The sequence below is a fragment of the Rhizobacter sp. genome, assembly GCA_019635355.1.
Taxonomy (GTDB): Bacteria; Pseudomonadota; Gammaproteobacteria; order Burkholderiales; family Burkholderiaceae_C; genus Rhizobacter.
The window spans coordinates 395,402-408,502 of record JAHBZQ010000001.1 but is presented as its reverse complement, the minus strand read 5'-3'; the positions used below and the strand labels follow the sequence as shown (position 1 = coordinate 408,502).

The window sequence follows — 13,101 nt, the reverse complement described above, 5'->3', positions numbered from 1 at the left end:
ATAGATCGAGACCGCACCAGAGGGAGGCAAAAGGGGCTTTGTGTCAGAATCATTCCGCCTTGCCGCTCGCCACGAGCGGCCCCAGCCGAGGACAAGACAATGAGCAGTGAACTGATCAAACACACCACCGATGCATCGTTCGAGAGCGACGTGCTCCAGTCGAGCAAGCCGGTGCTGGTTGACTACTGGGCTGAATGGTGCGGCCCTTGCAAGATGATCGCGCCGATTCTCGACGAAGTCTCCAAGGATTACGACGGCCGCCTGCAAATCGCGAAGATGAACGTCGACGAGAACCGCGACGTGCCCGCGAAGTTCGGCATCCGCGGCATCCCGACGCTGATGCTGTTCAAGGGCGGCCAGCTTGCCGCGACCAAGGTGGGCGCCTTGTCGAAAGCCCAGTTGACGGCGTTCCTCGACGGTCATCTATAATTCCGCTATCGCGTTGGCGCGGTCCGCAGGTTCCAAGCCCGCACCGCGTCACCGCCTGAAGACTCAAGCCACCACGCCCGCATACGGCGCGTCGGTTCGGCCCCAAACTCCAAAGTCCCGCAACGCTCGTCGAATGGAGCGTTCATTGCAAGCGTTTCCATTGCGGTAGCCATCGCAGTGCGTCAGGCGCAACGCCGGCCTACAGCCCATCGGCGTTCTCACCAGGGTCATCGCCCATGCACCTCTCCGAACTGAAAGCCCTCCACGTGTCCGCGCTCATCAAGATGGGCGAGGAACTGGAGATCGAGAACGTCTCACGCCTGCGCAAGCAGGAGCTGATGTTCGCGATCATGAAGAAGCGCGCGAAGGCCGGGGAGCAGGTGTTCGGTGACGGCGTGCTGGAAGTGCTCCCCGATGGCTTCGGCTTCCTGCGCGCACCCGATGCGAGCTACATGGCGTCGACCGACGACATCTACCTCTCGCCCAGCCAGATCCGCCGCTTCAACCTGCACACCGGCGACATGATCGAAGGCGAAGTGCGCGTGCCGAAGGACGGCGAGCGCTACTTCGCGCTGGTGAAGGTCGACCGCGTGAACGGCGTGACGCCCGAGGAGAGCAAGCACAAGATCATGTTCGAGAACCTGACGCCGCTCTTCCCGAAAGAGGCGTTCAAGCTCGAGCGTGAGATCAAGGGCGACGAGAACATCACCAGCCGCATCATCGACCTCATCGCCCCACTCGGCAAAGGCCAGCGCGCGCTGCTGGTGGCACCGCCCAAGAGCGGCAAGACGGTGATGATGCAGCACCTGGCGCACGCGATCGTCGCCAACCACCCCGACGTCTACCTCATCGTGCTGCTCGTCGACGAGCGCCCGGAAGAAGTGACGGAAATGCAGCGCACCGTGCGCGGCGAAGTCATCAGCTCCACCTTCGACGAACCCGCTGCCCGCCACGTGCAGGTGGCCGAAATGGTGATCGAACGCGCCAAGCGTCTCGTCGAGATGAAGAAGGACGTGGTAATCCTGCTCGACTCGATCACCCGCCTCGCCCGCGCCTACAACAACGTGCTGCCCTCGTCGGGCAAGGTGCTCACCGGCGGTGTCGATGCCAACGCGCTGCAGCGCCCGAAGCGCTTCTTCGGCGCCGCGCGCAACATCGAAGAAGGTGGCTCGCTCACCATCATCGGCACCGCGCTGGTCGACACCGGCAGCCGCATGGACGAAGTCATCTACGAAGAATTCAAGGGCACCGGCAATTGCGAAATCCACCTGGATCGCCGCATGGCCGAGAAGCGGGTCTACCCGTCGATCCTTTTGAACAAGAGCGGCACGCGGCGCGAGGAATTGCTGCTCAAGCCCGAGATCCTGCAAAAGACCTGGATCTTGCGGAAGTTGCTCTACCCGATGGACGAGATCGAGGCGATGGAATTCATCCTCGACAAGATGAAATCCACGAAGAACAACCTCGATTTCTTCGACATGATGCGTCGCGGCGGTTGAGCTGCGTGGCATAATCGCGGGTTTTCCGCCATCCGGAAAGTGCGCCGAACGGTTCGGCGTGGCTCCCGACCCTGACAAGTAGAGGTCCCCATGAAAGAAGGCATTCACCCGAACTACCGCGACGTCTGCTTCGTCGACCTGTCCAACGGTTTCAAGTTCGTGACGCGCTCGTGCGCCCAGACCAAGGAAACCATCAAGCTCGACGACGGCCGTGAAGTGCCGCTGTTCAAGCTCGAAACGACCAGCGAATCGCACCCCTTCTACACCGGCACGCAAAAGAGCGTCGACTCGCTCGGCGGTCGCGTCGAGAAGTTCCGCAACAAGTTTGCGCACCTCAAGAAGTAATCGCTCGACAGTGCGACACCAAAAGGCAGCCTCGGCTGCCTTTTTTGTTGCCCTCGGCAGACGCGTGCCGAAGTTGCTGCATCATCGCCGTCTGCCTGCTGACGCAACGCCTCACAGAACTCCAGCTTGAACACACCCAAGCCCGCCCTCGTCACCGAACGCGCCGCCAGCCGCCTGCCGCGGGTGGCCCTGATCCTGTTGTGTGCCGCCTACCTGCTGCCGGGTGTCTTCGGCCGGGACCCGTGGAAGAGCGCCGACATCTCCGCGTTCGGCTACATGGTCAACATCGCGCAGGGCCACACGAGCTGGCTCACGCCGATGGTCGGCGGCCTGCCGGCCGATGCCGCCCTGCTGCCCTATTGGCTGGGGGCGCTGTTCATCAAGCTGTCGGGCGGGCTCGTGGCACCGGAACTCGCAGCGCGCGTGCCGTTCGCCATCCTGCTCGGGCTCACCTTCTTGTGGACCTGGTACAGCACCTACCACCTCGCGCGCACCGATGCGGCCCAGCCGGTGCCGTTCGCCTTCGGCGGCGAAGCAAGCCCGGTGGACTACGCCCGCGCCATCGCCGACGGCGCCTTGCTGGCGCTGATCGCGTGCCTGGGCCTGCTGCAACTGGGGCACGAGACCACACCTGAACTGGCGCAGCTCGCAAGCGTCGCCCTCTTCCTCTACGCCCTCGCGGCGTGCCCGTTCAGGCCCTGGCAAAGCCGCGCGGCAGCGCTCGTTGCGTTGCCGGTGCTGGCCGGCAGCGGCGCGCCTAGCATCGCGATGATGTTGGCCGGCGCAGGCGCGCTGGCCTGCTGGTACTCGAGCTACGCGCCGGCCCGGCGCTTCACGACCTGGATCGTCTTGTCTGCCGCGCTGGCCGCCGTCGTCGCCCTCTCCTTGCAAGCCTGGGGCTGGCGCACGAACGGTTATGCCTACCCCGGCCAGCTGTTCAGCGTGGTGAGGTTGCTGGCCTGGTTCACCTGGCCGGCGTGGCCGCTGGCCCTGTGGACACTGTGGCGCTGGCGTTCTCACCTGATGCACCGTCACATCGCCGTGCCGCTGGGGAGCGCCTTGGTCAGTCTCGTGGCCTGCGTCGCGATGGGCGGCTCCGACCGGGCCCTGATGCTCGCCCTGCCAGCGCTTGCGGTGCTGGCCGCATTCGCCCTGCCCACCCTGCACCGCGGCACGTCGTCCGCCATCGACTGGTTCTCGGTGTTCTTCTTCACTGCCTGGGTGATCGCGATCTGGGTGATCTACGCCTCGGTCTACACCGGCTTCCCCGCCAAGCCCGCGGCCAACGTGATGAAGCTCGCGCCGGGCTTCGTGCCCAAGTTCTCCGGCATCGCGCTCACCGTGGCCGTGCTGGGCACGCTCGCCTGGCTCTGGCTCGTGCAGTGGCGCACCGGGCGCAACCGACATCCACTGTGGAAGAGCATGGTGTTGCCGGCCAGCGGCGTGGCGGTGTGCTGGATGCTCGTGATGTCGCTCGGGCTGCCGCTCTTCGACTACGCGCGCAGCTACCGGCCGCTCATCGTGCGCATCACCCAGCACGTGCCGCGTGACGCCTGCATCGCCGCCCCCGGCATGTCGCGCGCTCAGATCGCAGCGCTCGAATACTTCGGCGACTACCGCGTCGAAGGCAACTCGTCCGCTGGCGCGACACGCTGCGAGTTCCTGCTGCTGACCGAGACCGTCAACCGACGCGCACCCGCCCCGACCGGCTGGCTGCTGGTGGCACGTGAGCGGCGGCCGGTCGACAAGGACGAAGTCGTCGCGGTCTACCGCCGCAGCGGCGACGGCTCGACCGCGCGTTAGCGCGGCACCTTCTCGGCCACCGCCTTGGCGTCGAGCGGGGTCGGCGCCTCCGGTACACGCACCCGCGCCGCCGGAAACACCAGGCTGAAACTCGAGCCTTTGCCCAGTTCGCTCTGCACGTCGAGCTCACCGCCGTGCCGGTGCACAACGTGCTTGACGATGGAAAGCCCCAGCCCCGTGCCGCCCGTCTCCCGCGAGCGGCTGCCGTCCACGCGGTAGAAGCGTTCGGTCAGCCGGGGAATGTGTTCACGGGACACACCGATGCCGGTGTCGCTGACCGTGATCTCGCCCGAACCGTCATCGCGCCGGCGCCACACCACCGAGATGCGCCCGCCTTCAGGCGTGTAGCGCACGGCGTTGGTCACGAGGTTGCCGACGGCGCTCATCAACTCGCTCTCCAGCCCGGCGATTTGCGCGTCGATGTCTTCCGACACCGTGAACTGATGCCGCCCCATCGAGAGCGATGCACCATCGGCATGGGCCTGGCCGATGAGCTTGCTCACCGGCACCCAGCGGTCGATCGGCGGGCGGGGGCCGCCTTCGAGTTGCGCCAAGGTCAGCAGGTCGCTCACCAGCGTCTGCATGCGCTGGGTCTGCTGCGACATCAGCGTGAGAACACGGCGGCGCTCGACTTCGGTCAGCGGCAGGTTGCCCATCGTCTCGATGAAGCCCGCCAGCACCGTGAGCGGCGTGCGGATCTCGTGCGACACGTTGGCCACGAAGTCACGCCGCATCGCCTCGGAACGCTCGCGCTCGGTGACGTCTTGCGACAGCACCAGCTTCAGGCCCTCGCCGTAGTGGCGGACCAGCACCGACAGCGTCCCACGGCCACGCGGGTCGGGGATGAGCAGCGTCTCGCCGTACTGGCCAGCCTGCAGGTGCGCCACGAAAACCGGCGCACGCACGAGGTTGGTCACGGGCTGGCGCTTGTCGCGCTCGGGGTCGAGGCCGAAGTGGTTGGCGGCCATCGCGTTGCACCACGTGATCTGGTCAGCCTCGTCGAGCAGCAGCACACCGTTGGGTGAGGCTTCCATCGCCGAGATGAACTGCGCGAGGCGTGTCTGCTCGGTCTGCATGCTCTTCTCGCGCAGCCGGATCGAACGCTCGACGCGGTAGCCGATCTCGCCCCAGAAGCCGGTGTCGCGTGGCGCCTGGCCTTCCTGGCTGCCGCTGAGCCAGCGCGAGAGCCGGTAGCCACGCAAGGTGTCGGCCAGCACCACCACGCACGCGCCCACAGCGCAGCCGATGACGGCACCCACCACGGGCGCACGTGCGGCATGGCCGGCAAGGTAGCCCACGAAGCCACCCAGTGCCACGGCGATCGCCGTGACCAGGAGCCTCGTCAACAGCCAGTCCACGCGATCCCCGGTGCTTCAGGCAGACAGCGTCTGCACCTGTTGCGTGAGCCGGTAGCCGGCACCGCGCACGGTCTCGATCATGTGTGCGCACTGCACCGGTGTGAGGGCTTCGCGCAGGCGCTTCACGTGCACGTCGACCGTGCGCTCTTCGATGAAGACGTGGTCACCCCACACGCGGTCGAGCAGCTGCGAGCGGCTGTGCACACGCTCGGGGTGCGTCATGAAGAAATGCAGCAGGCGGAATTCCGTTGGCCCGAGGCGCACCTCCTGGCCCTCGCGCGACACGCGGCGCGTGGCCGGGTCGAGCTTCAGCAGGCCGATCTCCACCGCCGAATCGAGCGCTTCGGGGGCCTTGCGGCGCAGCACCGCGCGAATGCGCGCCATCAGCTCGTGCGTCGAGAACGGCTTGGTGAGGTAGTCGTCGGCGCCGGCATCGAGCCCCGAGATCTTGTCGGCCTCTTCGGCGCGCGCCGTCAGCATGATGATCGGCAGGTCGCGCGTGCGCGGCTGCGAGCGCCAGCGTTTGGCGAGCTGCAGGCCCGACTGGCCTGGCAGCATCCAGTCGAGCACCACCAGATCAGGCAACACGCGGTCGACCTGCTGCTGCGCTTCGTCGGCCGTGGCGGCGATCACGACTTCATAGCCTGCGTGGCGCAGGTTGATCGACATGAGTTCGGCAATCGCCGACTCGTCTTCCACCACCAGAACCTGGCTCATGCTTGTGCTCCCATCACTTGACCATCGACTCCACGGCCTCGACCGAGTTATGCCGCACGTCGGTGCCCTTCACGATGTAGATGATGACCTCGGCCAGGTTCTTCGCGTGGTCGCCCACGCGCTCGATGGCCTTGGCCACGAAGACGAGGTCGATGCTGGCCGAGATGGTGCGTGGGTCTTCCATCATGTAGGTGATGAGCTTGCGCATCAGGCCATCGAACTCCTGATCGATCTGGTCGTCTTGCTTGAGCACCTCCACCGCCTTGACGGTGTCGAGCCGGGCAAACGCATCGAGTGCCTTGCGCAGCTGGGCGATGGCCAGCTCGGCCTCGTAGGCCAGGTCGTTGACCGGCAGGCGCAGGCGGCTCGACACACCTGTGTTGATCAGGCGCTGCACCGTGCGCGCCACACGCGCCGCCTCGTCGCCCACGCGCTCGAGGTTGGCGATCGTCTTCGAGATGGCAATCAAGAGGCGCAGGTCGCGCGCCGTCGGCTGGCGCCGCGCGATGATGGTCGACAGATCGCGGTCGATCTCGACCTCCATCGTGTTGACCCGCTCTTCGTTGCGCAGCACGTCGGTGGCGACCTCGCCGCTGAAGTTCGTGAGCGCATAGACCGCCTGCGCCACCTGCGACTCGACCAGCCCGCCCATTTCGAGCACGCGGGTCGAGATGCCACTGAGTTCGCTGTCGAACTGGGTCGAGAGATGTTTTTCGCTCATCGCTGCGTCCTCGCCTTGTGAATCATCAGCCGAAACGGCCGGTGATGTAGTCCTCGGTGTCTTTTTTCTTCGGCTTCATGAAGAGCTCAGACGTCGGCCCGAACTCGATCAGGTCGCCCAGGTACATGTAGGCGGTGTAGTCGGAGCAACGCGCCGCCTGCTGCATGTTGTGGGTGACGATCACGACGGTGTAGTCACTCTTCAACTCGTGGATCAGCTCTTCGATCTTGCCGGTGGAGATCGGGTCGAGCGCCGAGCAGGGCTCGTCGAGCAGCAGCACCTCGGGCTTGATCGCGATGCCGCGTGCGATGCACAAGCGCTGCTGCTGGCCGCCCGAGAGGCCCGAGCCGCTCTGGTCGAGCTTGTCGCGCACTTCATTCCACAGTGCCGCCTTCTTGAGCGCCCATTCCACGCGCTCGTCCATCTCGACACGCGGCAGGTTCTCGAACAGGCGCACGCCGAAGGCGATGTTGTCGTAGATCGACATTGGGAACGGCGTGGGCTTCTGGAAGACCATGCCGATCTTGGCGCGGATCAGCGACACGTCGTGCTTGGAATTGAGGATGTTCTCGCCGTCGATCACGATCTCGCCCTCTGCGCGCTGCTCGGGGTAGAGCTCGTACATGCGGTTGAAGGTGCGCAAGAGCGTCGACTTGCCGCATCCCGACGGCCCGATGAAGGCGGTGACCTTCTTCTCGGGAATGTCGAGGTTGATGCGCTTGAGCGCGTGGAAGGCGCCGTAGTAGAAGTTGAGATCGCGGACCGAGAGCTTGGGCTTTTCGGTCACGAGGCCATCGACTTTGGTGTCCATGTGAGACCCGCTTTCGAATTCAGTGTTTGTTGCGGAAGAAGACCCGCGCCAGGATGTTGAGCGCCAGCACGCCCAACGTGATCAGGAACACGCCTGCCCAGGCCAGCTTCTGCCAGTTCTCATACGGGCTCATCGCAAACTTGAAGATGGTCACCGGCAGATTGGCCATCGGTGCCCCGAGGTTGGTCGACCAGAACTGGTTGGACAAGGCCGTGAAGAGCAGCGGCGCCGTCTCGCCCGCGATGCGCGCGAAAGCGAGCAGCACGCCGGTCATCACGCCGGCCCGTGCGGCTTTCAGCGTGACGCTCGAAATCACCTTCCACTTCGGTGTGCCGAGGGCGTAGGCCGCCTCGCGCAGCGCATTCGGGATCAACGCCAGCATGTTCTCGGTGGTGCGGATCACGACCGGGATCACGATCAAGGCCAGCGCCAGCACACCGGCATAGCCCGAGTAGCTCTTCATGCGTGCCACGACCACCGCGTAGATGAAGAGGCCGATCACGATCGAGGGCGCCGACAGGAGGATGTCGTTGATGAAGCGCGTGACGCTGCCGAGCCAGGTCTTCTGGCCATATTCGGCGAGATACACACCGGCCATCACACCGATCGGCGTGCCCACGAGCGTGGCGAGCATCACCATCATCAGCGAGCCCATGAGCGCGTTGGCCAGCCCTCCCGTCTCCGCCTGCGGCGCGGGCGTCATCTCAGTGAACACCGACCACGCCAGGCCGCCGAAGCCGAGGCGCACGGTCTCGATCAGGATCCATACGAGCCAGAAGAGGCCGAATGCCATCGCCGCCATCGACAGCGTCAACGCTACGGCATTGACGCGTTTGCGGCCCCGGTGCTTGGCCAGCTTGGCCGCAGAAATCGCCGTGCTCATGTGCGCGCTCCTTCGCTCTTCTTGAGCTGCGCGAGCAGCAGCTTCGACAGCGACAACACCACGAAGGTGATGAAGAACAGCACCAGCGCCAGGTACAGCAGCGAGGCCTGGTGCAGGCCCTCGCCCGCTTCGGCGAACTCGTTGGCCAGCACCGAGGTGATGCTGTTGGCCGCCTCGAAGAGCGAGGGGCCGTTGAGCTGGTTAGCGTTGCCGATCACGAAGGTGACGGCCATCGTCTCGCCGAGCGCGCGGCCCAGGCCTAGCATGATGCCGCCGATGACGCCCGTCTTGGTGTACGGCAGCACCACCTTGAACACCACTTCCCAGGTGGTGGCACCGAGCCCGTAGGCCGACTCCTTCAGCATCGCCGGCGTGACCTCGAACACGTCGCGCATCACCGAGGCGATGAAGGGAATGATCATGATGGCGAGGATGATCCCTGCCGACAGGATGCCGATGCCCACCGGGGCACCGGACACCAGGCTCTTGAGCACCGGCGTGTTGCCGAAGAGCGCTTGCAGCGGCTGCTGCACGTAGGTCGAGAGCACCGGGCTGAACACCAGCAGGCCCCACATGCCATAGACGATCGAGGGCACCGCGGCCAGGAGCTCGATGGCCGTGCCCAGCGGGCGGCGCAGCCAGCCGGGTGAGAGTTCAGTGAGGAAGAGTGCGATGCCGAAGCTCACCGGCACTGCGATCACGAGCGCGATGAACGACGTCATCAGCGTGCCGTAGATCATGACCAGGCCGCCGTACTTGTCTTGCACCGGGTCCCAGTCGCTGCTCAGCAGGAAGCCGAGGCCGTACTCCTTGATGGCCGGCAGGGCCCCCATCAACAGCGACAGGATGATGCCGGCCAGCAGCAGCAGGGTGAGGATGGCGGCGCCATGTGCGAGCACCGAGAACACGGTGTCGGCCCAGGGCATGACCCGCCGGCGCGACGGCGGTCGCCCCATGGGATCGGAGCGGTCCATCTTGTCCTGTTCGTAGTGAGATGCGGGGAGTGTAGCGGCCACGGTCCCTCCGTCTTGAGAGCGGCGCAGCCCTTCCCAGGGCCTGCGCCGCGCACTTTTTATGGGCTTCGGGCGATCAGAGGCCAGCGACCTGCTTGCCGCCCGCGTCCTTGATCTGCGCCCACTGCTTGCGGACGAGGGCCTTCACCGAATCCGGCAGCGCCACGTATTCCAGCTCAGCGGCAGCCTTGTCGCCGTTGGCGTAGGCCCAGTCGAAGAACTTGAGCGCTGCGGCGGCCTGGGCGGGCTTGTCTTGCTGCTTGTGCATCATGATGAAAGTCGCGCCCGTGAGCGGCCAGGCATCCTTGCCCGGCTGTTCGGTCAGCACCTGGTAGAAGCTCTTGGCCCAGTCGGCGCCGGCCGCGGCGGCCTTGAAGTTGAGGTCGTCGGGGGCGACGAAGTTGCCGTCCTTGTTCTTCAACAGCGTGTACGTCATCTTGTTCTGCTTGACGTAGGCGTACTCGACGTAGCCGATGGAATTCGGCAGGCGGTTGACGAACGCGGCCACGCCTTCGTTGCCCTTGCCACCCGCGCCGGTGGGCCAGTTGACGGCGGTGCCCTCACCCACCTTGGCCTGCCATTCAGCGTTCACCTTGGACAGGTAGTTCGTGAAGATGAAACTCGTGCCCGAGCCGTCGGCGCGGCGCACCACGGAGATGGCGGCGTCCGGCAGCGGCACACCCTGGTTCAGCGCCACCAGCGCGGCGTCGTTCCACTTGGTGATCTTGCCGAGGTAGATGTCACCCAGCACCTGGCCGGTGAGCTTGATCTGGCCAGGCTTGATGCCTGCGATGTTGACGACCGGCACCACGCCACCGATCACGGTCGGGAACTGGAGCAGGCCGTCCTTCTGCAGGGCCTCGTCCTTGAGCGGCATGTCGGACGCGCCGAAATCGACCGTCTTGCTGCCGATCTGCTTCAGGCCGGCACCCGAGCCGACCGACTGATAGTTGATGCGAACGCCCGTCGCCTTGTTGTAGGCATCGGCCCACTTGGCATACAGCGGAGCGGGGAACGTGGCGCCGGCGCCGGTCACGTCTTGTGCGGAAGCCGCGGCGGCCAGAAGCGAGAGGCCGGCGGTGGTTGCGAGTCGAACGATCGAGTGGGTCATGGTTGCGCCTTTCCAGAGGGCTGACAGGGAACTGCCGGCACTGTAGAAGTCGCAGATGACAGCGATGTGACATCCAGCAAGCGACCGAAAAGGCGTCACAAATCGGTCGCTGAACTGTCAAAAACCGTGTGTCAGCCGGCTTTGAGCAGGTTGGCGAGGCGCTCGGCGCACGATTTGGCCTGGGCCGCGTCACGCGCTTCGACCATCACTCGCACCAGCGGCTCGGTACCCGAGGGGCGAATGAGAAGCCGGCCGTCGGTGCCCAACTCCCGCTGGACCTGCGCCTGCAAATCGGCGAGGCCGGCGGTGGCCTTCCAGTCTTGCCCCGGTTTGAGGCGCACGTTGATCAGCACCTGGGGGAAAAGCGTGACCGGCGCCAACAGCTCGGCCAGCGACCGGCCGCTGCGCATCACCGCCTGCAGCACCTGCAAGGCGCTCACGATGCCGTCGCCGGTGGTGTGCTTGTCGAGCGCCAGCAGGTGGCCGGAGCCTTCCCCTCCCAGCAACCAGTCGCGGCTGGCCAGCTCTTCGAGCACGTAGCGGTCGCCCACCTTGGCGCGCACGAATTCGATGTCTTGCGCCTTGAGGGCCACCTCGACCGCCATGTTGGTCATGAGCGTGCCGACGGCCCCGGTGACACGCTGGCCCTGGGCCAGTCGGTCGATCACCATCACGTACAGCAGCTCATCGCCGTTGTAGAGGCGGCCACCGGCGTCAACCAGCTGCAGCCGGTCGGCGTCACCGTCGAGCGCCACGCCGTAGTCGGCACCGTGTTCCTTCACGGCCTTCACGAGTGCCTCGGGCGCGGTGGCGCCGAAACCGTCGTTGATGTTCATGCCGTCGGGGCTGCAGCCGATGCCCACGACTTCGGCGCCCAGCTCGTGGAACACCTCGGGCGCGATCTGGTAGGCCGCACCGTGCGCGGCGTCGACCACGACCTTCAGGCCCTTGAGCGAGAGGTCGTTGCCGAAGGTGCTCTTGCAGAACTCGACGTAGCGGCCACGGGCGTCGTCGATACGGCGGGCCTTGCCGAGCTGCGAGGAATCGACCCAATGCGGCGTCTCGTCGAGCATCGCTTCCACCGCCCGCTCCCACTCGTCGGGCAGCTTCTGGCCGTGGGCGGAGAAGAACTTGATGCCGTTGTCGCCGTAGGGGTTGTGCGAGGCGCTGATGACGACGCCGAGGTCGAGGCGCAGGGCGCGGGTCAGGTAGGCCACGCCCGGGGTGGGTAGCGGGCCGGTCAGCAGCACGTCGACGCCCGCCGAGGCGAAGCCCGCCTCCAGCGCCGACTCGATCATGTAGCCGGAGATGCGGGTGTCCTTGCCGATGAGCACCGTGGGCCGGCCGCCCTGCCCTTTCAGCACCCGGCCGACCGCGTGGCCGAGGCGCAGCATGAAATCAGGGGTGATGGGCGATTGCCCCACCGTGCCGCGAATGCCGTCGGTGCCGAAATAGGTTCTGCTCATGTTGTGGTGTCGAGGTGCCTGTCGAGGCGTGCTGCCGTGCCCCGGGATTGTGCAGCAGGGGCCTGGGCGCTCAAGGGAGCAGGCCAGCCGCTTCCCCCACCTTGAGGGCGTCGACGGTGGCGGCCACGTCGTGCACGCGCAGCACCTTGGCGCCATGCTGCGCCGCGGCCAAGGCCGCCGCGATGCTGGCCGCCTGCCGCTGCTCGACCGGGCGGCCCGTGAGCGCTCCCAGGCTGCTCTTGCGTGACCAGCCGAGCAGCAGCGGGTAGCCGAGCTGCAGCAGCTCGCGCTGGCGCGCCAGCAAGGCCACGTTGTGCTCGACGGTCTTGCCGAAGCCGATGCCGGGGTCGAGCGTGACGCGGTCGTGCTGCACGCCCGCTTGTTGGAGCGCCGCGGCCCGGTCTCGCAGAAAGCGGCTCACTTCTTCCAGCACGTCACCGTAGATCGGCCGCTGTTGCATCGAGGCCGGCTCGCCCTGCATGTGCATCAGGCACACGCCGCAGGTCGGGTGCGCAGCGACCGCCTCCACCGCACCCGGCCAGCGCAGGGCGTAGATGTCGTTGACGATGTCGGCGCCCAGCTCGAGCGCGGCGCGCATGGTCTCGGGCTTGTAGGTGTCGACGGAGACCGGCACGCCCAGCTTCACGGCCTCGCGCAGCACCGGCAGCAGTCGGGCTTGTTCTTCTTCGAGCGGCAATGCGTCGGCTCCGGGGCGACTCGACTCGGCTCCGAGATCGAGGAGGTCGGCCCCGTCCTTCAGCAACTGCTCGCAGTGGGCGATCGCGGCCTGCGCCGTGCCGTGGCGCCCGCCGTCCGAGAACGAATCGGGCGTGATGTTGACGATGCCCATGACCTTCGGGCGACTCAGGTCGATCCGAAAGCGGGTGGTCTGCCAGGTGGTGTGCATCGGCCAATGAAAACGGGGCCGCAGCCCCGTTGTGTGAT

13 protein-coding genes are annotated in these 13,101 nt (G+C 66.0%); 4 read left to right on the top strand and 9 right to left on the bottom strand.

Features of this window, described 5'->3' with window-relative positions; genetic code table 11:
• Positions 1–99 precede the first annotated feature (99 nt).
• The 4 genes from trxA to KF892_01780 all read left to right on the top strand — a co-directional run bounded on the left by trxA (position 100) and on the right by KF892_01780 (position 4,076).
• A complete protein-coding gene (gene trxA / locus KF892_01795) occupies positions 100–429 on the top strand; it encodes a thioredoxin TrxA (protein ID MBX3623717.1) in 330 nt (109 codons plus the stop codon).
• A 236-nt stretch (positions 430–665) separates the two neighbouring features.
• Positions 666–1,928, top strand: a complete 1,263-nt coding sequence (gene rho / locus KF892_01790) for a transcription termination factor Rho (protein ID MBX3623716.1) — start codon at positions 666–668, stop codon at positions 1,926–1,928.
• Positions 1,929–2,018: 90 nt separating this feature from the next.
• Entirely contained in the window at positions 2,019–2,273 is a 255-nt protein-coding gene (locus tag KF892_01785) for a type B 50S ribosomal protein L31 (protein ID MBX3623715.1), read from the top strand.
• 126 nt (positions 2,274–2,399) lie between these two features.
• Positions 2,400–4,076: a hypothetical protein gene (locus KF892_01780; protein ID MBX3623714.1), complete on the top strand. Its 1,677-nt coding sequence runs from the start codon at positions 2,400–2,402 to the stop codon at positions 4,074–4,076.
• On the opposite strand, the gene phoR is transcribed toward KF892_01780, so the two are convergent.
• The 9 genes from phoR to folP all read right to left on the bottom strand — a co-directional run bounded on the left by phoR (position 4,073) and on the right by folP (position 13,063).
• Entirely contained in the window at positions 4,073–5,434 is a 1,362-nt protein-coding gene (phoR, locus tag KF892_01775; protein ID MBX3623713.1) for a phosphate regulon sensor histidine kinase PhoR, read from the bottom strand. The two genes, KF892_01780 and phoR, sit on opposite strands and share 4 nt — an antisense overlap.
• A gap of 15 nt (positions 5,435–5,449) precedes the next feature.
• Entirely contained in the window at positions 5,450–6,151 is a 702-nt protein-coding gene (phoB, locus tag KF892_01770; protein ID MBX3623712.1) for a phosphate regulon transcriptional regulator PhoB, read from the bottom strand.
• 13 nt (positions 6,152–6,164) lie between these two features.
• On the bottom strand, positions 6,165–6,872 hold the full coding sequence (phoU, locus tag KF892_01765) for a phosphate signaling complex protein PhoU (GenBank protein ID MBX3623711.1): 708 nt from the start codon (positions 6,870–6,872) through the stop codon (positions 6,165–6,167).
• Positions 6,873–6,897: 25 nt separating this feature from the next.
• Entirely contained in the window at positions 6,898–7,683 is a 786-nt protein-coding gene (pstB, locus tag KF892_01760; protein MBX3623710.1) for a phosphate ABC transporter ATP-binding protein PstB, read from the bottom strand.
• Between the two features lie 19 nt (positions 7,684–7,702).
• Positions 7,703–8,566 carry a phosphate ABC transporter permease PstA gene (pstA, locus tag KF892_01755; GenBank protein MBX3623709.1) on the bottom strand — a complete coding sequence of 288 codons (864 nt, stop codon included), beginning with the start codon at positions 8,564–8,566 and terminating at the stop codon, positions 7,703–7,705.
• Positions 8,563–9,540, bottom strand: a complete 978-nt coding sequence (gene pstC / locus KF892_01750) for a phosphate ABC transporter permease subunit PstC (protein MBX3623708.1) — start codon at positions 9,538–9,540, stop codon at positions 8,563–8,565. The genes pstA and pstC overlap by 4 nt, the downstream gene beginning before the upstream one ends.
• A 115-nt stretch (positions 9,541–9,655) precedes the next feature.
• Positions 9,656–10,690 carry a phosphate ABC transporter substrate-binding protein PstS gene (gene pstS, locus KF892_01745; protein MBX3623707.1) on the bottom strand — a complete coding sequence of 345 codons (1,035 nt, stop codon included), beginning with the start codon at positions 10,688–10,690 and terminating at the stop codon, positions 9,656–9,658.
• Positions 10,691–10,821: 131 nt separating this feature from the next.
• Positions 10,822–12,156: a phosphoglucosamine mutase gene (gene glmM / locus KF892_01740; protein MBX3623706.1), complete on the bottom strand. Its 1,335-nt coding sequence runs from the start codon at positions 12,154–12,156 to the stop codon at positions 10,822–10,824.
• Between the two features lie 70 nt (positions 12,157–12,226).
• Positions 12,227–13,063, bottom strand: coding sequence for a dihydropteroate synthase (folP, locus tag KF892_01735; protein MBX3623705.1), 837 nt, complete (start codon positions 13,061–13,063; stop codon positions 12,227–12,229).
• Positions 13,064–13,101: the final 38 nt, after the last annotated feature.

What these genes read in the sequence shown, in the direction of transcription:
- trxA (MBX3623717.1), top strand. Translation starts at nt 100, where the DNA reads ATGAGCAGTGAACTGATCAAACACACCACCGATGCATCGTTCGAGAGC.
- rho (MBX3623716.1), top strand. Translation starts at nt 666, where the DNA reads ATGCACCTCTCCGAACTGAAAGCCCTCCACGTGTCCGCGCTCATCAAG.
- KF892_01785 (MBX3623715.1), top strand. Translation starts at nt 2,019, where the DNA reads ATGAAAGAAGGCATTCACCCGAACTACCGCGACGTCTGCTTCGTCGAC.
- phoB (MBX3623712.1), bottom strand. Translation starts at nt 6,151, where the DNA reads ATGAGCCAGGTTCTGGTGGTGGAAGACGAGTCGGCGATTGCCGAACTC.
- phoU (MBX3623711.1), bottom strand. Translation starts at nt 6,872, where the DNA reads ATGAGCGAAAAACATCTCTCGACCCAGTTCGACAGCGAACTCAGTGGC.
- pstB (MBX3623710.1), bottom strand. Translation starts at nt 7,683, where the DNA reads ATGGACACCAAAGTCGATGGCCTCGTGACCGAAAAGCCCAAGCTCTCG.
- pstA (MBX3623709.1), bottom strand. Translation starts at nt 8,566, where the DNA reads ATGAGCACGGCGATTTCTGCGGCCAAGCTGGCCAAGCACCGGGGCCGC.
- pstC (MBX3623708.1), bottom strand. Translation starts at nt 9,540, where the DNA reads ATGGACCGCTCCGATCCCATGGGGCGACCGCCGTCGCGCCGGCGGGTC.
- pstS (MBX3623707.1), bottom strand. Translation starts at nt 10,690, where the DNA reads ATGACCCACTCGATCGTTCGACTCGCAACCACCGCCGGCCTCTCGCTT.
- glmM (MBX3623706.1), bottom strand. Translation starts at nt 12,156, where the DNA reads ATGAGCAGAACCTATTTCGGCACCGACGGCATTCGCGGCACGGTGGGG.
- folP (MBX3623705.1), bottom strand. Translation starts at nt 13,063, where the DNA reads ATGCACACCACCTGGCAGACCACCCGCTTTCGGATCGACCTGAGTCGC.